Origin of the sequence: Paludibaculum fermentans, assembly GCF_015277775.1 — a bacterium.
GTDB lineage: Bacteria > Acidobacteriota > Terriglobia > Bryobacterales > Bryobacteraceae > Paludibaculum > Paludibaculum fermentans.
Genome location: NZ_CP063849.1, coordinates 3,800,874 through 3,818,847, shown reverse-complemented (window position 1 = coordinate 3,818,847; position 17,974 = coordinate 3,800,874). Strand labels below are relative to the sequence as shown.

General features: G+C 63.3%; 15 protein-coding genes and 1 pseudogene. 8 read left to right on the top strand and 8 right to left on the bottom strand.

What is annotated here, in order from left to right; all coding sequences use genetic code 11:
- Positions 1–27: 27 nt before the first annotated feature.
- The 3 genes and pseudogenes from mscL to IRI77_RS14915 all read left to right on the top strand — a co-directional run.
- A pseudogene (gene mscL, locus IRI77_RS14925) lies at positions 28–357 on the top strand (large conductance mechanosensitive channel protein MscL); the annotation flags it as partial.
- 70 nt (positions 358–427) lie between these two features.
- The gene (locus tag IRI77_RS14920) at positions 428–2,365 is read left to right on the top strand and encodes a fused MFS/spermidine synthase (RefSeq protein ID WP_194452837.1); all 1,938 of its coding nucleotides are present in this window, start codon (positions 428–430) and stop codon (positions 2,363–2,365) included.
- 110 nt (positions 2,366–2,475) lie between these two features.
- A complete protein-coding gene (locus IRI77_RS14915; protein ID WP_194452836.1) occupies positions 2,476–3,432 on the top strand; it encodes a phosphoesterase in 957 nt (318 codons plus the stop codon).
- On the opposite strand, the gene IRI77_RS14910 is transcribed toward IRI77_RS14915, so the two are convergent.
- The 4 genes from IRI77_RS14910 to IRI77_RS14895 all read right to left on the bottom strand — a co-directional run bounded on the left by IRI77_RS14910 (position 3,429) and on the right by IRI77_RS14895 (position 6,980).
- On the bottom strand, positions 3,429–3,824 hold the full coding sequence (locus tag IRI77_RS14910) for a thiol-disulfide oxidoreductase DCC family protein (protein ID WP_194452835.1): 396 nt from the start codon (positions 3,822–3,824) through the stop codon (positions 3,429–3,431). The genes IRI77_RS14915 and IRI77_RS14910 overlap by 4 nt on opposite strands.
- The gene (locus IRI77_RS14905) at positions 3,821–4,795 is read right to left on the bottom strand and encodes a radical SAM protein (protein WP_228486834.1); all 975 of its coding nucleotides are present in this window, start codon (positions 4,793–4,795) and stop codon (positions 3,821–3,823) included. The genes IRI77_RS14910 and IRI77_RS14905 overlap by 4 nt, the downstream gene beginning before the upstream one ends.
- A 196-nt stretch (positions 4,796–4,991) precedes the next feature.
- Complete coding sequence (locus tag IRI77_RS14900; RefSeq protein WP_194452834.1) at positions 4,992–5,777, bottom strand: hypothetical protein; 786 nt, start codon at positions 5,775–5,777, stop codon at positions 4,992–4,994.
- Between the two features lie 42 nt (positions 5,778–5,819).
- Positions 5,820–6,980 (bottom strand): acyl-CoA dehydrogenase, encoded by a 1,161-nt coding sequence (locus IRI77_RS14895; protein WP_194452833.1) that lies wholly within the window; start codon positions 6,978–6,980, stop codon positions 5,820–5,822.
- Between the two features lie 29 nt (positions 6,981–7,009).
- Here IRI77_RS14895 and IRI77_RS14890 point away from each other — a divergent pair, with 29 nt between their 5' ends.
- Entirely contained in the window at positions 7,010–7,201 is a 192-nt protein-coding gene (locus IRI77_RS14890) for a hypothetical protein (RefSeq protein ID WP_194452832.1), read from the top strand.
- The gene (locus IRI77_RS14885) at positions 7,198–8,589 is read left to right on the top strand and encodes an amidase (RefSeq protein ID WP_194452831.1); all 1,392 of its coding nucleotides are present in this window, start codon (positions 7,198–7,200) and stop codon (positions 8,587–8,589) included. The genes IRI77_RS14890 and IRI77_RS14885 overlap by 4 nt, the downstream gene beginning before the upstream one ends.
- On the opposite strand, the gene IRI77_RS14880 is transcribed toward IRI77_RS14885, so the two are convergent.
- Positions 8,586–9,332, bottom strand: a complete 747-nt coding sequence (locus IRI77_RS14880) for a DNA alkylation repair protein (protein WP_194452830.1) — start codon at positions 9,330–9,332, stop codon at positions 8,586–8,588. The genes IRI77_RS14885 and IRI77_RS14880 overlap by 4 nt on opposite strands.
- Positions 9,333–9,652: 320 nt before the next feature.
- On the opposite strand from IRI77_RS14880, the gene IRI77_RS14875 reads away from it, so the two are divergent.
- The gene (locus IRI77_RS14875; RefSeq protein ID WP_194452829.1) at positions 9,653–10,054 is read left to right on the top strand and encodes a nuclear transport factor 2 family protein; all 402 of its coding nucleotides are present in this window, start codon (positions 9,653–9,655) and stop codon (positions 10,052–10,054) included.
- A gap of 57 nt (positions 10,055–10,111) precedes the next feature.
- On the opposite strand, the gene IRI77_RS14870 is transcribed toward IRI77_RS14875, so the two are convergent.
- Genes IRI77_RS14870 through IRI77_RS14860 form a run of 3 tightly spaced genes read right to left on the bottom strand, consistent with a single transcriptional unit; the run spans position 10,112 to position 13,431 of the window.
- Entirely contained in the window at positions 10,112–11,623 is a 1,512-nt protein-coding gene (locus IRI77_RS14870; RefSeq protein ID WP_228486749.1) for an alpha-L-fucosidase, read from the bottom strand.
- Positions 11,624–11,629: 6 nt separating this feature from the next.
- Positions 11,630–12,400 (bottom strand): SDR family oxidoreductase, encoded by a 771-nt coding sequence (locus IRI77_RS14865; protein ID WP_323745360.1) that lies wholly within the window; start codon positions 12,398–12,400, stop codon positions 11,630–11,632.
- Positions 12,401–12,414: 14 nt separating this feature from the next.
- Positions 12,415–13,431, bottom strand: a complete 1,017-nt coding sequence (locus tag IRI77_RS14860; protein WP_194452828.1) for a zinc-dependent alcohol dehydrogenase — start codon at positions 13,429–13,431, stop codon at positions 12,415–12,417.
- A 306-nt stretch (positions 13,432–13,737) separates the two neighbouring features.
- Here IRI77_RS14860 and IRI77_RS14855 point away from each other — a divergent pair, with 306 nt between their 5' ends.
- Entirely contained in the window at positions 13,738–14,751 is a 1,014-nt protein-coding gene (locus IRI77_RS14855) for an NAD-dependent epimerase/dehydratase family protein (protein ID WP_194452827.1), read from the top strand.
- A 30-nt stretch (positions 14,752–14,781) separates the two neighbouring features.
- Positions 14,782–17,961 (top strand): fucose pyrophosphorylase domain-containing protein, encoded by a 3,180-nt coding sequence (locus tag IRI77_RS14850; RefSeq protein ID WP_194452826.1) that lies wholly within the window; start codon positions 14,782–14,784, stop codon positions 17,959–17,961.
- Positions 17,962–17,974 lie beyond the last annotated feature (13 nt).

The following is a 17,974-nucleotide window of genomic DNA, read 5'->3' as shown; positions in this document are numbered from 1 at the left end:
GCCGTGTTACACTTTCAGGCCATGGGAATGCTCGCAGAGTTTAAAGAGTTTGCCCTGAAGGGCAACGTACTGGACCTGGCTATCGGTGTCGTGATCGGCGGAGCGTTCGCCAAAATCACGGCGTCGCTCGTGGAGGACATCATCAATCCGCTGATTGGATTGGTGCTGGGCGGGGTACAGGGTGACCTTGCCTCGCGCTACATCGCGCTGGATGGAAAGACCTACGCCAACCTGGCGGAAGCGAAGAAGGCGGGGGCGGCTTTCTCCTATGGAAACTTCCTGAACATCGTCATCCAGTTCATCATCGTCGCCTTTGTGATTTTCATCGTGATCAAGCAGATCAACCGGTTCACGCGGCTGAGCGGCGACAATCTGCCCAAGTAAGCGCTTTACCAGGGTGGCCGCCGGATCGGTACGATAGGACTAGATGTCTCTGTTTGCTCCGGCGGTCATTCTCAGCGCGTTCCTTTTGTTTCTCATCCAGCCGTTGGCCGGCAAGCAGATGCTTCCGTTGTTTGGAGGGTCGGCCGCGGTCTGGAGCGCCTGCCTGTTGTTCTTCCAGTTCGCTCTGCTGGCGGGCTATCTGTACGCGCACGCGATCACGCGCTGGCTGCGGCCGAAACATCAAGCCATTTTCCACGGAGCCGTGGTTCTGGGGTGCCTGGCGGCGCCGCGGGCCGAGTTGTCCACGGGCAGTGGATCCCTGCACCTGATTTACGCGTTGACCACCACGGTGGGGCTGCGATACCTGCTGCTGTCGGCAACCAGTCCACTTTTGCAGCACTGGCACGCCACGCTCAATCCCGACGGCCGGTCGTACAGGCTATCCGCCTGGTCGAATGCGGCCTGTGCCGTGGCGCTGCTGAGCTTTCCTCTGTTTTGGGAGGCGCGATTCGGAGTTAGGGAACTGGAACGGTGGTGGGGCTGGGCGTTTGCCGCTGAGGCCGTGCTGCTGATGCTGGCGGCGGCGGTGGTCTACCGCTCCGGTGCATCCAATCCGCCTGTTGGCCTGATCAGCGGAACTTCGTGGCGCATGCGCGCGCGCTGGCTGGCCTGGCCAGCTCTGGCTTCTGCCTTCCTGATGGCGACCTCGACGCACCTGTGCCAGATTGTGGCTCCGGCGCCGTTGTTGTGGGTTGTGCCGCTGCTGGTGTACCTGATGAGTTTCGTGGCCGTCTTCGAGCGGGAGTGGTACAAGCCTTCGTTTGGCAGTGTGATGGGGCTGACGGGCCTGCTGATGATGGCGGGCGCGATGTTGTACCTGGACCTGCAAGCCGCGCTGGCCCTTAAAGTGGCGCTCTACGCCGGCGGATTGTTCGTCCTGTGCCTGTTCTGCCACGGCGAGCTGGCGGCAGTGAAGCCGGAGCGGGAGCGGATCACCAGCTACTGGACACATGTCGCGGCAGGCGGGGCATTGGGCTCGCTGGCGATCGGCTTCGCTTCGCCCATGCTGCTGCGTGGGTACTTCGAACTGCCGCTGCTGATGGCGGCGGCGGGCGCCCTGTGTTTCTGGCGGATGCGGCGGCTTTCGCGGTTTGTCCGGCAGGGTGCTGCGATCGCGGCGGTCCTGGCGGCGACTCCGGCGCTGGCGCTGGTCACGGGGTACTACTCCGGGCTGGTGGAGGCGGGGCGTAATTTCTACGGCAGTTTGCGGATCCTGGACGAGCCCGCCCGGGCCGGACGTCCTCCCATGCGGAAGATGCTCAACGGGCTGGTGACGCACGGCACGCAGTTTCAGGGCGTGGACCGTGAGATGGAGCCGACGACGTACTATGGCCGGATGAGTGGAGCCGGGCTTGAGTTGTCGCGCAGCGGCGGACCCCGGCATGTGGGCGTCATCGGGCTGGGCGCGGGCACCTTGGCGGCGTATGGCCGTCCAGGGGACCGGTTCCGGTTCTACGAGATCAATCCGCTGGTCATCGAGATCGCGAAGCGCGATTTCACTTACCTGCGCCGGACCGAGGCCGCGGTGGAAGTGGTGGAGGGCGATGCCCGGTTGACGCTGGCCGAGGAGAGCCCACAGGGGTTCGACCTGCTGCTGGTGGATGCTTTTTCGGGCGACTCGATTCCGGCGCATCTATTGACTCGTGAGGCATTTACGGTGTACCGCCGGCACTTGAAACCAGACGGCGTGCTGGCGCTGCACGTCTCGAATCAGTTCCTGGACCTGGAGCCGGAGGTGCGCGCGCTGGCGGCGGATGCGGGGCTCAACTGCAGCCGGGTGGCGAATTCGGCGCAGCCCGAGGCGGGCGTCTTTGGCGCGGTTTGGATGGTGGTGCACGGTCCGGCGCGAGCGGGCGAATCCGGGCACGGTTTTCCGGTCTGGACCGACGATTGGAGCTCGGTTCTGGCCGTGTTGAAGTAGACGGCCCGGGGTCCCGACTTGCATTGGCCCCACCTTTTCAGGCAATCTGAAAGGTTTCTCTTTCCTCTCATCGGACATTCATGATTGGGGAGGGTCCGACAGGCGGATTCATGAAGCTTCGAGTTCTATATCACGATCATTGTTTTGACGGCGCGGCTTCGGCGGCTTTCTTCAGTCGTTTCACGGGAGAGCGCTTTTATCCGGGAGCGGAGTTTGCGTACACGGGCATGGCGCACAAGGCTTCTCAACTCTTTGAGGATTCCTTGTTCGATGGCGACGAAAACGCCATCGTGGACTTCAAGTATTCCAATAACGACCGGCTGAGCTGGTGGTTCGACCACCACCAGAGCGCGTTTCTCTCGCACAGCGACCAGTTGGACTACGAGGGGAAGAAAGACCAGCGGCGGTTTTACTTCGACCCGACCTACCGGTCGTGCACTGAGTTTATTGCTCACGTGGCGCGAACGACCTACGGGTATGAGGCGGTGGACCTCGCTGAACTGGTGCATTGGGCCGGCATCATCGACGGGGCTTGCTATAAGAGCGCGGGCGAAGCCGTGGCCATGGCCGAGCCGGCGATGAAGCTGACGCTGGTGATCGAGGCCTCGAAAGGGTCTGAACTGGTGCAGCGCATCATCCGCATGATGCAGACGAAGAAGCTGGCCGAGATTATGGCCGATCCGGAGATCTGCGCCACTTTCCAGCCACTGCACGAACGGCATGTGCGCTCGATCGACGTGATTGGGCGGCTGGGCCACTGCACGGACGGCGTGATCTACTTCGACGTGGCCGACTACGACATGGAAGGCTACAACAAGTTCGTCCCCTATTCGCTGTTTCCGCAGGCGACCTACACTGTTTCGGTGAGTCTGGCGAGTTTCCGCACAAAAGTGAGCGTGGGTTCGAATCCCTGGGCTCCGGCGGAGCCGACGCACAACCTGGCGACGATTTGCGAGCGCTACGGCGGCGGCGGGCACCCGCGGGTCGGCGCCATCAGCTTTGAACCGTCGCAGGTGGAAGAGGCGCGGCGGGTGGCCCGGGAGATCGTGCTGGAACTGCGCAGTTAAGCGCCTGGTGGCAGATTGCAGGCAGCCGCGCCAAGCCGGGCGCGGTGGCGGGCGATGAGGCGATAGGCCCACCGCGTGAGCGGCTGAAAGGCCTGCAGAATGGCGGCTTCCGCCGGATGACCGGAGGCGCGCAGCACGGCGGTAACGGCCCGGCTGCCGCCCAGGATCTCTCCGCCGGCGCCGATCCACAGTACCTGCTGGCGAGCGGTCGCGCGGACGGTTTCGGGTAGTTCGGAAAGCAGCGATTGCACTGGTTGTGCCGCTACTGGACGCTGGCTATGCCGATGGAGCCACTCGACTGAACTCGCGCAAAACCCGCACTCGCCATCCCACAGGAGAACGTTCCGGACCGTGCTGACGCGGCAGTCCGGAAACGTCTCGGGGACGTTCATCGGCTGGCTGACTGGATGCGTACGAGAGGCTGCTCAGGCTGCTGCTCGAAAGGCCGTGTATCCGGCAGGGTCTGGGGCGAACGCCAGGAGTCGAAGTAAGACACGTAGTGGACGCAACTGACCGTACAGTGCGGCGAGCAGGCCTTTTCCGTGTTGTACTCGCGGCGGATGTCGGTGACTGTGTAGTCCCTGAGCGGCTTGGCGGGATAACCGCGCTGCTGGCTGCAGTAGTGGACGAGCCCGTCTTCGCAGACGTAGATGTAGCGGGCGCCGGCCCGGCAGCGCCAATCATTGGGTTGCCCGTTGGCGATCTTTTCCTGGAAGAAGCTCAACTGCGAGAAGTTGCGCTTTTCCAGGGCCTTCACGGCGAGGTAGATCTCGCGTTCCTTGGGCGACAGCGGCTTCAACTGGCCGCCGCCATCGTGGATGATGCCGATGGTGGACGAGAAGCCGAGCTGGATGGCGCGCTTGGCAATGACCAGGGCTTCGTCGGGGTTCTTGATGCCGCCTCCGACCACGGAGTTGATGTTCACGTGGAAGATGGCGTGCTGGGCCAGAAGCTGGAGCTTCTTATCGAGGACCTTCAGGCTCTTCTTCGACACATCGTCCGGCATGACGTTGTCGATGGAGATCTGCATATGGTCGAGCCCGGCGTTGTTGAGGCGCTGGATGCGCTCGGCCGTGAGCAGGTAGCCGTTGGTGATGAGCCCGGTGACCGCACCGGTATTGCGGATGCGGCGGATGATCTGGTCGAGCTCGGGATGGAGCAACGGTTCTCCACCGCTGATCGTAATGATGCTGGTGCCCAGGCGGCCGAGGTCGTCGACGCGTTGCAGCATCACCTCGGTGTCAACGGGCTTGGAGAAGTCGTCGTATTCGTTGCAGTAGGTGCACGAGAGGTTACAGCGCCGAATCGGGATGATGTGCGCCATGATGGGGTGGTCCTTATGGACGGCGCCCCATGCGATCATCTTCAATTCGCGCAATCTGCGTTTAAGAGCTGCCCAGTCTCGGCGGGCCCGGAAGCCGTGGTCCGACATTTTCTACTGCCTATTATCCACGATGCGTCGAAAATGTCGTAGGATTCCACAGCGAGCCGTTCAGAAGGCTGGGCGAATGGCGCAAATCGAGGGCTGAGATGCACCACCCGCCGGTTGAGACGCCGCGTTACTGCTTCGGCGGTGCTTTCTTCTCGTCCTTTTTCTCGTCCACCACGTCGCCGAACGTGATGGTGGACTCGGCCTTGAACTGCTTGTAGTCCTTATAAGTTAGGACCATCTTGATGGGCACGGGTCCGGACTCGAAATTAAGGGTATCGTTCGACACGGTGTAGGTGGGGAACCAGTACTTGCCATCGATCTGCTCGCGGTAAGTTTCGAACTTGGGGAAGCGCTGGTTCGTCAGGCGCTTACCGACGCCGGTGCCGCGGCCGTAGGTTTTGACGATCTGCATGTCCCGGTCGTCCACCCAGATGAGGCCGGCGAAGTAGCGCTGGCCTTCGATCATCTTGCGCGGTTTCACGGCGAAGCTGAAACAGGTGATCTCATCCACGTTTTCGCGGCCCAGGTAGCGGATGCTGTAGTTTGGCAAGTCCTTGGTGGTCAGTACGAAAGGCTGGACGTTGCGGATGTCCTGCTCGTCCTCGGGCGTGAACTGCACCATCTGCAGGGTGTTCATCGGGGCATAGGTCACCCGTTCCGTCCGCTTGCCGTCGGCGGTGAAGACGATGTCGGCCTCCATCTCCAGCTTGCCGGCCGAGCGGCCGCCCGAGCCGAGTTCGTCGAAGCGGTACTTCTGGTGATAGGTGTAGCGCTCGCGGGCCTGCTGGAACTCCGCTTCCTTGGCGGCGAAGCGGCTGATGATCTCCTGGACTTCCTGTTCGGAGGGTTCCTTGTTCTGGTCAATGGCCCAGCCGGGCACGGTGAGCAGCAAACCGAGCATTAGGTAGCGCATCTGAAATCCCTCTCCTTAATGATGGCGGCAGCGGAGCGCGGGTTACGAGAGAAGTTGTTTGGCGATGGTGAGCATCTGCATGTTGCTGGTGCCCTCATAGATACGGCCGATCTTCGCGTCCCGGTAGAGCTTTTCCACAGGGTAATCCTTGGTGAAGCCGACGCCCCCGAAGATCTCGACGGCACGCGACGCCACCGTTTCGGCCACCTGGGACGACCAGTACTTGGCCATGGCCGCCTCCTGGAGGAAGGGCCGGCCGGAGTCGCGCAGGCGGGCGGCGTTATAGACGAGCAGGCGCGAGGTTTCGACGTCGGTGGCCATGCGCGCCAGGTCCAGTTGAATCGCCTGGAACTCGGCGATCGCCTTGCCGAACTGCTTGCGCTGCCTGGCATAAGCGATGGAGTGGGTGAGCGCGCCCTGCGCGAGGCCGGTCATCTGGGCTCCGATGCCGATGCGGCCCTCGTTCAGTGTCTCGATGGCGATCTTGTAGCCCTTGCCGATCTCACCCAGAATATTGGCGCGGGGGACGCGCACGGAGTCGAGGATCAGTTCGCAGGTGGACGAGGCGCGAATGCCGAGCTTGTCCTCTTTGCGGCCGACGGTGAAGCCGGGCATGCCGCGTTCCACGACGAAGCACGTAATGCCCTTGTAGCCCACTTCGGGATTGACCGTGGCGAAGACAAGGTAAAGACCGGCTTCGTAGGCATTGGTGATCCAGAGCTTGCGTCCGGTGATCACGTAATCGTCGCCGTCCAGGACGGCGCGCGTGGTGAGGGCGAAGGCGTCGGAACCAGCTCCCGCTTCTGAGAGGGCGTACGAGGCAGTGGTGTCCGTCGCCAACCGGGGCAGCCAGCGGCGCTTCTGTTCCGGCGTGGACCAGCGCACGACGGCGTTGTTCACCAGCGTGTTCTGGACATCGACAATCACACCTGCGCTGGGATCGACGGCGGCGATCTCTTCAATGGCGATGAGCGCCTGGAGAAACGTGCCGCCCTGGCCGCCGTACTCCTCGGGGATCTCAATGCCCATCAGGCCGAGTTCGAAGAATTGGGCGAGCAGGCGCTTGTCGAAGAGGCCGGCATCGTCCATCTCGCGGACCTTGGGTGCGAGTTCCTTGCGGGCGAATTGGCGTATGGTGTCGCGGAAAAGCTGGTCGTCCTCGCTCAACACAGTGAGCGGGCGAACCGCAGGCTCAGTCGTCATCCCCTGGTTCAACATGCAATCATTAGACCATGTCTATCAGTCTGGGTCCCGACTGGAAAGCGCTGGCGGCGGCGCAAAAACTGGAGCTATCGGAGCAGTCCGTGGCGCGCCTGGAAGAGCTGGGAAAGACGATGCTCGGCCTGCGCGGAATGATCGATTGGACGGAAGATCCGGCGCAGGTTTTCCAGGTTCTGGAAGTGGCTGAGGGAGACGCGGAATGACGGCCCTGGAAGCGGCGGCGGCGCTACGGGCGCGCAAGATCAGCTCCGTCGAACTGACGGTACAGTGCCTGGCGCAGATCGAGAAGCTGAATCCCACGCTGAACGCCTTCATCACGGTAACGGCGAATACGGCGCTGGCCGAGGCGCGCAAGGCGGACGAAGAACTCGCCCAGGGAATGGACCGCGGTCCGCTGCACGGGATTCCGATCGCGCACAAGGATCTGCTTTGCACGAACGGCGTGCGGACCACCTCCGGCTCAAAGGTGTTCTCCAGCTACATCCCGAACTTCGATGCCGCCGTAGTGGAGCGTTGGCGCGAAGCCGGAGCCGTCATGCTGGGCAAGACCGGCCTGCACGAACACGCCTACGGCATCACCTCGACGAATCCTCACTTCGGCGCGATCCGGAACCCCTGGAATCCGGAGTGCATTCCCGGCGGATCGTCGGGCGGCTCGGCGGTGGCAGTGGCGACAGGTATGGCATTGCTGGCGACTGGCAGCGATACGGGCGGGTCGATTCGTGTCCCGGCGTCCTATTGCGGCATCGCGGGCATCAAAGCGACGTTCGGACGGGTTTCGAAATTTGGAGCGCTGCCCCTGGGCTTCACGCTGGACCACATGGGTCCGCTGGGCCGGACTGTGCGCGACGTGGCGGTGGCGTTGCAGGCGATGGCGGGCTATGACAAGCGCGACAGCACGACGGTCGACCGGCCGGTGCCGGACTATCTGCCGCCGGTGGGCGAGATCTCGCTGAAGGGTGTCAAGATCGGCATGCCGCTGAACTTCTTCTACGAGAAGCTCGACCCGCAGGTGGACAACGCCGTGCATTTCATGGCGTATACAGCGCAGGATCTGGGCGCGGAACTGGTGGATGTACGGGTGCCGGATGGACGCCAGTTGAATACGGTGGCGCAGGTGACGCTGCTGGCGGAAGCTGCGTCGGTCCACGAGCCTTACATTCGCAAGCAAAGGGCCTCCTACGGCGAGGACGTGCGGACCCTGATCGACATGGGCCGCGTGCTGCCGGCCACCGACTACCTGCAGGCCCAGCGGCTGCGCAAGCGCATGCTCGGGGTCTATCAGAACATCCTCAAGAGCGTAGATTGCCTGCTGGTGCCGAGCACCGCGATCTTCGCCCCCAAGATTGGCCAGACCGAGATCGAGATCGCCGGCGCCATGGAAGACACGCGGCTCGCCAGCACGAAGCTGGTGCGCGGCTTCAACGCGCTAGGCCTGCCGGTGGTGGCGCTGCCGGCCGGGTTCTCCAACGCCGGGTTGCCGGTGGGCTGCCAACTGGTGGGCCGAGCCTGGGGCGAACAGAGCCTGTTGCGGATCGCGGCTGCGCTGGAAGACCGTGCTCCCCACTATAAGCGGACCTGGCAAGGCTAACCGCGGCGGAAGGCGGCTTTGCGGGCAGGCGTCATCTTTTCCGTCGCGTACTGGTAGATGACGCGCGGGGCCTGTTGCTTGAACTCGAGTAGCAGCGCTTCGACGGGCATCGGCTCGCGCTTCCAGGTCTCGCGCAGGAACCAGCCGAGCCCCTGCTGCACGACCCGCTCCGGGTCGAGCATGAGCGGGCGGATGAACATCAGCAACTCGGCTGTGGGGGCCGGGGTTTTCAGAAGAGAGAGCATGGCCACGGGCACGGCCCTGCGCTGAAAGCGCGCCGTGGAGGCCCGCCACGTGTCGAAGTCCTGCAGGCCCAGGCGGCCGGAGGCCAGTGCCGGGGACAGCACTTCCGCACAGAGGACATCGACGTGCGCCCAATTGCGGATGCCAGCCGCAAACCAGCGCGCGATGCCGGGCATGGCGCGGGCATCGAGCTGCGCCGTGAATGACTTCAGAAAGCGAATGGCCAGCGCGCCCTCTTCGTACTTTCCGTTGGTGAAGAGCTCCTCGCCCAGCAGCAGGAAGCCTTTGAGCCCCAGGCCGGCGTGGGCTTCCCGCCAGGCGGCCTCTTTCTCGTTCCAATAGGGGTGGTTCTTGTCGAGAAGGCCCCAGGCGTCATAGCCCTCCTTGAAATAGCGGGCATATTTGGTAGCGAGAGCGGGGTTGGCGTTGGCGGCACAGTAGGCACGGATCTCCGCGGCCAGCGTGGCCACCTCGCCGGACTTGCTGTTCTTTGCGGACATGGCGATCTTAAGATACTAAAAATCAATCGCCGGGAAAATGGTTTTTCCACTCGTTGGCTGCGGCTGAGGGCATGGGGAGGATGCACCTACCCGGTGTCAGCCACGGCCGGCAATTGGTGAACCGGGTCATGGATATCAGCTCAGTGATCGACCGCAAGGTGGCGGTCAACCGGCTGAATGTCACACAGGGTCCGGCCGCGTCTCAGGAGGAGTTCATCCGCAAAAACGCCGTGCCCTTGCGCAAATAGGCCGCATTAATCTCCTGGCTGGCAGATCCAATTCCTGGTAGACCTCGTATCGAGTGCTGAAAGGAATTGGACATGACGTCTGCCACGACATCAGTCGAGTTGGTTCAGTCGCTTTTTGCAGCCTTTGGAAGGGGCGACATCGGATTCATCCTGGAGCGGCTCACGCCGGATTGCAGTTGGTGTGTGCCGGGCGCGGGCTATGCGCTGGCCGGCGAGTACAAGGGGCCGGAGGGCGCCGCTGAGTTTTTCCGCAAGCTGCACGAGACCGAGGAGATGCTGCGCTTCGAGCCCGGCCAGTATTTCACCAGCGAAGCGGATGTGGTGGTGCTGGGGTTTGAGGAGGCGCGCATCCGGGCCACCGGAAAGCAGGTCGCCAGCCGGTGGGCGATGGTGTTCCGCGTGAAGGACGGGAAGGTTTCGGCGTGGTCGACACACTTCGATACCGCGGCATACGCCGAGGCGCACCGGCCGTAGCTGCGGGCGGAGGAGCGGCCGGGACACCTCGGACGACGTCCCGGCACGCTGGGAGGGCTACTGGATTTTGAGGGCGAAGGCGAAGTCGCCGGGTTTCTGGTCCGGCATTTCGACCTTCAATCCCTGCGGCGTCTGGGACCACTTCAGCTTGGCATTGGAGCCGAGCAGCGAGACCGACTTGATCTTCTGGTCGGCGCCGATCGTTTTCACGGTCATCGTCTTGCCCGGCCATTCGAGCGCGATGGCGTAGAGCGTGCTGCCCTTGGTGGTGAAGCGGATGTCCTCACCGGTGAACGGCTTCTGCTTGCGGTCAGTGAAGCCGCCGGTAAGCACCTGCGTCGGGCCCTCGCCGAACACCTTGTACGGGCGCGTGCCGTAGATCGCTTCGCCATTGGTGTCGAGCCACTTGCCGATGGAGAGCAGGATATTCTTCGCCTCGTCGGGGATGGTGCCGTCGGGACGCGGTCCGATGTTCAGCAGCAGCAGTCCGTTCTTGCTGACAATGTCCACGATGTCGTCGACCAGCGAATCCGGTGTGCGGAACTCCTCGCCGTCGATGTAGCCCCACGACTTCAGGCCGATGGATGTATCGGTCTGCCAGACGTACGGGCGCGTGGCGTCGAGCTTGCCGCGCTCGATGTCGAGGACGGCGGCCTTGTCTGGGAAGGACTTGTTCTTGTAGTTGATGGCGACGCCCTTCTTCCACTCCACCCCTCGGTTGTAATAGAACGCCGCGAACTTCTGCAGGTAGGGCTGCCAGGCGGGCTCTTCAATCCACCAGTCGAACCAGATCACTTCAGGCTGGTATTTGTCGACCAGTTCCGTGGTGCGCGCCAGCCAATCCTTCATATGCGCTTCGCTGGGTTGGTTGTCCTGCTTGGCGCCGGGCAGGCGCTTGGGCTGGGCGGGGCCGTAAAGGCCAAGATTCTTGGGGTCTTTCACGTCGGAATCGAACTTCATGCCGCCGTCGAAGAACCACCAATGCTCGGCGCGGTGCGACGAGGCGGTGAAGTGCATGCCCTGCTTGCGGACTTCCTTGGCCAGGTCGCCGACGACGTCGCGCTTGGGGCCCATCTTGGCCGCATTCCAATCGGAGAGGTCGCTGCCATACATCTGGAATCCGTCGTGGTGCTCGGCCACGGGCATGACGAAGCGCGCGCCCGACTTCTTGAAGAGCGTGGCCCACGCCTGCGGATCATACTTCTCCGCCTTGAACATCGGGATGAAGTCCTTGTAGCCGAACTTCGACTGCGGGCCGTATTTCTGGACGTGCTGCTGGAAGATCTTGCTCTTGCCATCCTGCAGGTACATCTCGCGCGGATACCACTCGTTGCCGAAGCCCGGCACGGAGTAGACCCCCCAGTGAATGAAGATGCCGAACTTGGCATCGGCATACCAGGCGGGCACCTGGAACTTCTCCAGCGATGCCCAATTGGCCTGATAGGGGCCTTTGGCGATGACCGAGTCCACCCGCTTCATGGCGGCGTCGATCTTCTGTTCGTAGGTTTGCGCTTGCCCTGCCGCGGTAAACAGGGCGCAGGAGAGCAGGAGAATGGCGAGTCGATTCATAGCGGTCTACCTTCCCATCCAGCCGCCGTCGACGACGAGGATCTCGCCGCTGACATAGTTGGACGCATTGGACGCGAGAAACACGGTGGCGCCCATGAAATCTTCCGGCTGACCCCAGCGGCCGGCCGGGATCCGGGCCAGGATGGCCGGATTGCGCACGGGATCGGCCCGCAGCGCGGTGGTGTTGTCGGTGGCTACATAGCCCGGCGCGATGGCATTCACATTCACGCCCTTGCCCGCCCATTCGTTCGCCAGGGCCTTTGTTAACTGGCCGACGGCCCCCTTGCTGGCGGCGTAGCCGGGTACGGTAATGCCACCCTGGAACGTGAGCAGCGAGGCGGTGAAGATGATCTTGCCGGAGCCGCGCTCCACCATGTGCTTGCCGATCTCTCGGGCCAGCGTCCACTGGGCATTCAGGTTGGTGTTGATGACTTCGTCCCAGTATTCGTCCGGATGCTCGGCCGCGGGCTTGCGCAGAATGGTCCCGGCGTTATTGATGAGGATGTCGATCACGGGGTGTTCCGCGTTCACCCGGTCGGCGAACGCCTGGACCGCGGCGCGGTTGGAGAAGTCGCAGGTATAGGCCGAGAACTGGCGGCCCAGGGCGGTGACCGCCTTCTCCACGGCGGAACCCGAGGGCTCCAGGGTCTTGCTGACGCCGATGATGTCGGCTCCAGCTTCGGCCAGGGCCTGCGCCATGGCGAGTCCGATGCCGCGTTTGCAGCCTGTGACAAGGGCGGTTTTTCCGTCGAGTTTGAAGAGATCGAAGATGGACATGGCTGTTTACTCAGTTAGGAACACTGGATCAGAACTTTCATGACGGCGCCGCCGCGCTCCATCTCCCGGAAGCCCGATTCCAGGCCTTCGAGGGGGAGCACGCTGGTGATGATGCGGTCGAGCGGCAGGCTGCCGGAGGCGGCGAGCGCGATGGCCTGCTCGAAATCCTGCGGTTCGTAGACGCGGGCCCCGATCAGCCGGAGCTCTCGCCAGAAGAACTGGAACAGGGTGACCGGCGCGGGCTGGGAGTAGATGGCGACCATGACGATGCGGCCGCGCGTGCGGGGCAGTTTCGTCATCATCTCGGCCGCTGCCGGGACGCCTGTGACTTCAAAGACGACGTCGGCGCCCGCGCCGCCGGTCTGGCTGTTCACATGCTCGACCAGATCGAGTTCGGTGGGATTGACGGCTTCCAGGGCGAGTTCCCGGGCCAGTGCCAGGCGGAAGGGGTTGATCTCGGAGATGAGGACGCGGGCGCCGGCCGCGCGCGCCACCAGCGCGATCAGCATGCCGATGGGGCCGCCGCCCTGCACCACTGCGTACTCGCCGGGCTTCACCTCGCCCAGGCGGACGTCGTGGCAGGCCACGGCGAGGGGTTCGATGAGGGCGCCTTGTTCGAAGCCGAGGTTTTCCGGCAGCCGGTGGAGCGTGTGGGCCGGCACGGTCCACAGGCCCTGCATGGCGCCAGGAGTATCAATCCCAATGAACTTCAGATTCATGCAGATGTGGTTGTGGCCGGCCAGGCACGCCGGGCACGCGCCGCAGCTATCCAGGGGCCGGACGGTGACGCGATCGCCCGCCGCCCATCCGGTGACGCCTTCGCCGACGGCGGTGAGCGTGCCGGACATCTCGTGTCCGATGATCTGCGGCATTTGGACGCGGTGGTCCATCTTGCCGTGGAAGATGTGGAGATCGGTGCCGCAGATTCCGCAATGGGAGACGCGGATCTGGGCTTCGCCGGGCCCGGGCGCTCGCGGCGTGGAGTCCCCGATCGTGATCTGTTCGTGGCCGTGATAGAAGGCGGCTTTCATCGTGCTGGTTCCTGTTGGATTAGCGTTACAGTAAACGGCATTCTATCAGTTGAGCAGCTTCCTGGTGGCGTGAATTCCTTCGAACGATAGGTAAAGTTACCGATAACTTAGGATGGTTGCCGATTGTCATCGAAAAGTCAAGCAAATGCGCTTTGACAGCGCTGGCAGCTGATGTTACTATAACGTTTACTAAGCCAGTCTGGGTAGTGGGCCCGGAGCTCCTCGAAAAGAGGCCCATGGGCAGCAGGTGAAACAGCGCTGGCGGCGGGCGATTCCGTGACGGGTAAGCTCTCATTGGAGAAGGACATGAAAGACCAACTTGTTGTTGTGGCGGGTGGCGGCGGCTTCATTGGCGGGAGTCTGGTGGCGGACCTGCGGAACCAGGGATTCAAGAAGATCCGGGCCGTGGACATCAAGCCGTTCGAGCAGTGGTATCAGATCTCTGACGATGTCGAAAACCTCTCGCTGGACTTGAACCTCAAGGACAATTGCGAGACCGCGGCGCAGGGCGCCTACCAGATCTTCAACCTGGCGGCCAACATGGGCGGCATGGGCTTCATCGAGAACAACAAGGCTCTATGCATGCTTTCGGTGCTGATCAACACGCACATGCTGCAGGCGGCCCGGAAGTCTGGTGTGGCCAAGTTCTTCTACTCTTCCTCCGCGTGCGTCTACAACGGCGACAAGCAGCGCGACCCTGACAATCCTGGGCTGAAGGAAGAAGATGCCTACCCCGCTCTGGCCGAAGACGGCTACGGTTGGGAGAAGCTGTTCAGCGAGCGGATGTGCCGTCACTTCTCGGAAGACTTCGGTCTCTACACCCGCGTGGCGCGTTTCCACAACGTCTACGGGCCCAACGGGACCTGGGACGGAGGCCGTGAGAAGGCGCCGGCCGCGATTTGCCGCAAGGTCATCGAAGCCAAGCTGACCGGTAAGCATGAGATCACTATCTGGGGTACGGGCCACCAGACGCGCAGCTTCATGTACATCGACGACTGCGTCCTGGGCGTGCAGAAGATCATGAACTCCAACATCCTGGAACCCATCAACCTTGGGTCCAGTGAGATGGTCAGCATCAACCAACTGGTGGACCTGGTGGAGGACATCGCCGGCATCAAGTTGAACCGGACCTACGACCTCGGCGCGCCGAAAGGTGTGAACGGCCGGAACAGTGAGAACACGCTGATTCAGAAGTACCTGGGCTGGGAGCCGAGCATCCCGCTGCGGACCGGTCTCGAAAAGACCTACGCCTGGATCTACGACCAGTACGTGGCACGCGCCGCGGGTGACGTCCGGGCCTCGGTCGTGAATCTCGCGTAACTGACGTTTCCTCCGCTTGGAGTTCTCCTGATGACCAGGATGCCGGAAGCCTGGGATTACCTGATCCTTACCGCGTCAAACGAGCGGCAGGCAAGCGCCTACGAATCGCAATTGGAGCTGCGCCGCCAGAGCGGCCATCTGTCCCGCGTCAAAACGACGCTGGTGGTGGCCGATCTGGATGGCCGCCGGATCGGCAGCGGCGGAAGTACCCTGCAGTGCCTGCTGGAAGTCCTCAATCGCGAAGCCCGCACATTGGAACCCGGCGCCCTGCTGAATGGGGGCGCCGAACGCATTTTGCGGCGCCTGCGGATCCTCATCGTACATGCCGGCGGTGATTCGCGCCGTCTGCCCGCCTATGGCCCCTGCGGCAAGATTTTCGTGCCTGTACCGGGCGAGAGTGAGAGCGCACACGGCGAGACTCTGTTCGACCGCCTGACTCCGGCCTTCCTCGACATGCCTGCGGGACGGCCCGGTGAGGGACAGTTGCTGGTCACCTCCGGCGATGCTCTGATCCTCTTCGACGGCTCCGGTGTGGAGTTCGCGAAGCCGGGTCTCACTGCGCTCGGATGCTATGCGGCGGCGGAAGAGGCCGCGCTGCACGGCGTCTTCTACACAGGCGAGGACAGCGATATCAGGCTCTACCTGCAGAAGCCTTCCCTCGCCGAACAGCGGGCGATGGGACTGCTGAACGAGTCGGACCAGGCGATCCTCGATGTGGGCGTCATGAACTTCGACGCGGCGGCCTCGGCTGCATTGCTGCGTACCTTTCCCGTCGAATTGGACGCCGCGGGCCAATTGGCCTGGACCCCTGAAGTGCGTGGCGCCATGCTCGAGCGCGGCGTCGACCTCTACCGCGAGATCTGCTGCGCGATGGGTTCGGAAACAACGTTGGCGCACTACCTGCACTCGGCGCGCTCCAGCGGATCTACCTGGACGGACGAGCAGCTTACCTCTCTCTATCCCGCACTGCGCGAAATTCCCTTCCACATCCAGCTTCTGCCCGGCTGCGCTTTCCTGCACTTCGGCTCGACCCGCGAAATCATCAGCAGCGGCATCGCGCTCGGAACGGAAGACCGCGTCATCCCGCCCGGCGTCACGTGCCTGGCGCTGAATTCACACGTGAATTCCGCTGGATCGCTCAGCGGCGCCGAGGCCTGGGTGGAGAGCTGCGACGTGCGGGCTCCCTTTGTCCTGGAAGGCCGCAACGTTGCCGCGGGCCTGAATGTCACGGCTCCTTTGACGCTGCCGCGCGGGGCGTGTATCGACGTTCTCCGCGGCACCACGCGGAGTGGCGACAGTGTCTGGTTCATCCGCTGCTATGGCGTCGACGACGAATTCAAGAAGCCCGCGGCCAAAGGCGGCCTGTTTTGCGGGCGGCCCGTGCTGAAGTGGCTGGAATCAGCAGGTCTGACGCCCGAAGACGTTTGGGACCCGGCCATTCCGGCGAGCGAACGCAGCCTCTGGAATGCGCGCGTGTTCCCGGCCGAAGCCGAGCACGACTTCCAGCGCTGGTTGTGGATCTTCCATGTCGAGAAGGCCAATGACGAGCAGTTGAGCGCCTTCGCGGCGGCCGATCGCTATAGCGCGGAAGAAGTCGCGCTGCTAGCCGATCAGGACGCCTTCCATGCGCGCCGGGCGGAATTGCGGGCCGCACAGGTTCGAGCCTCCCTGGGCCATCTCTTCCGCACGAAGAGCCGCTTCTCGGCCGCTGATCTGGCGGCGACCCTGCGCCGCGACAAGGATCCAGCCGGCCTGGCCAACGAAGTACTCACGCTGGCCTATGAGCGGCGCTGCGGAGCAGGGAAGCCCCGCCTGGAGCATCTGGCTCCGGGCCGCATTCTCCACACCCTCGGCACGGCGGTCGAGACCATTGCCACTGCAGCCGAGCAGTGTGTCGACACGGTCCTCCCCGGCCTCAGCCGCCTGCTCACTCCTGAAGTGGCGGAGTGGATGCGGGCCTCCGGCTTCTCCCTGGCCGATGGCTGTGCGGTCGGCGACTGGTGCGGCCGCTTGAAGACCGCCTCCTTCCGGCAGATGCATGAATTGATCCTCCAGAGCTCCCTGCGGTCCGGCGGCCGTCCGAAGAACGCCCTGCGGCCCGACGAGACCATCTGGGGCCGCGGTCCGGCCCGCATCGAGCTGGGCGGAGGCTGGACGGATACGCCTCCCTATACGCTCGAATACGGTGGCGACGTCGCGAACGTGGCCGTGAACCTGAACGGCCAGCCGCCCATCCATTGCTACTGCCGCCTGATCGAAGAGCCGGTCATCCGCCTCAATTCCATCGACGGCGGGCGCCGCCTGGAGATCACCGAACTCGACGAACTGACCGATTACCGCAAGCCAGGCGACCGCTTTGCCCTCTCCAAAGCCGCCTTGGCGATCTCTGGATTCTCGCACACAGCGGGCGACTGGCCGGCTGACTTCACACTGCGCCAAATGCTCGCGGAGTTCGGCGGCGGGCTTGAGATGACCACGCTCGTCGGCATTCCGAAAGGCAGTGGACTGGGCACCTCCAGCATTCTCGGGGCTGTGATCCTGGCGGTGGTCAATCGCCTGATGGGCCGCGCTTTGGATCAACGCCGGCTGTTTCACGATGTCCTGCGCCTGGAGCAGGCCCTCACCACCGGCGGCGGCTGGCAGGACCAGGCCGGCGGCGGTGTCGGCGGAGCGAAGATCACCAGTACCTTGCCCGGGCTGATTCCGGCCGCGCACATCCACTACGTGCCCAGCGATCTCCTCGATCCCAAAATGAACGGCGGCTCGACCCTGCTCTACTACACGGGCATGACCCGCATCGCCAAGAACATCCTGGAGCAGATCGTCGGCGGGTATCTCGATCGCGACCGGTCGATTATGCAGGCCCTGGCCGAGGAGCACCTTGTCGCACGCCAGATCGCCGATGCCCTCTCCCGCAAGGATGCCCCCGCTTTCGGCGGCTACGTCAACACCGCCTGGGAGCTGCAGAAACGCCTCTGCGGCACCGTCACCAACGGCCCCATCGAAGCCCTGCTCAACAAAGTACGGCCCTACGTCCATGGCATGCGGATTTCCGGCGCCGGCAGCGGCGGCTTCCTGCTGATGGTCTGCAAATCGCCGGCCGACGCCGCCCAGGTCCGCGACATCCTCGAACGAGAGCCGTTGAACGACCGTTCCCGGTTCTTCGACTTCGAAATCAACCACGCCGGGCTGGAAGTCACCACCTGCTAGCATTTTCTTAGGG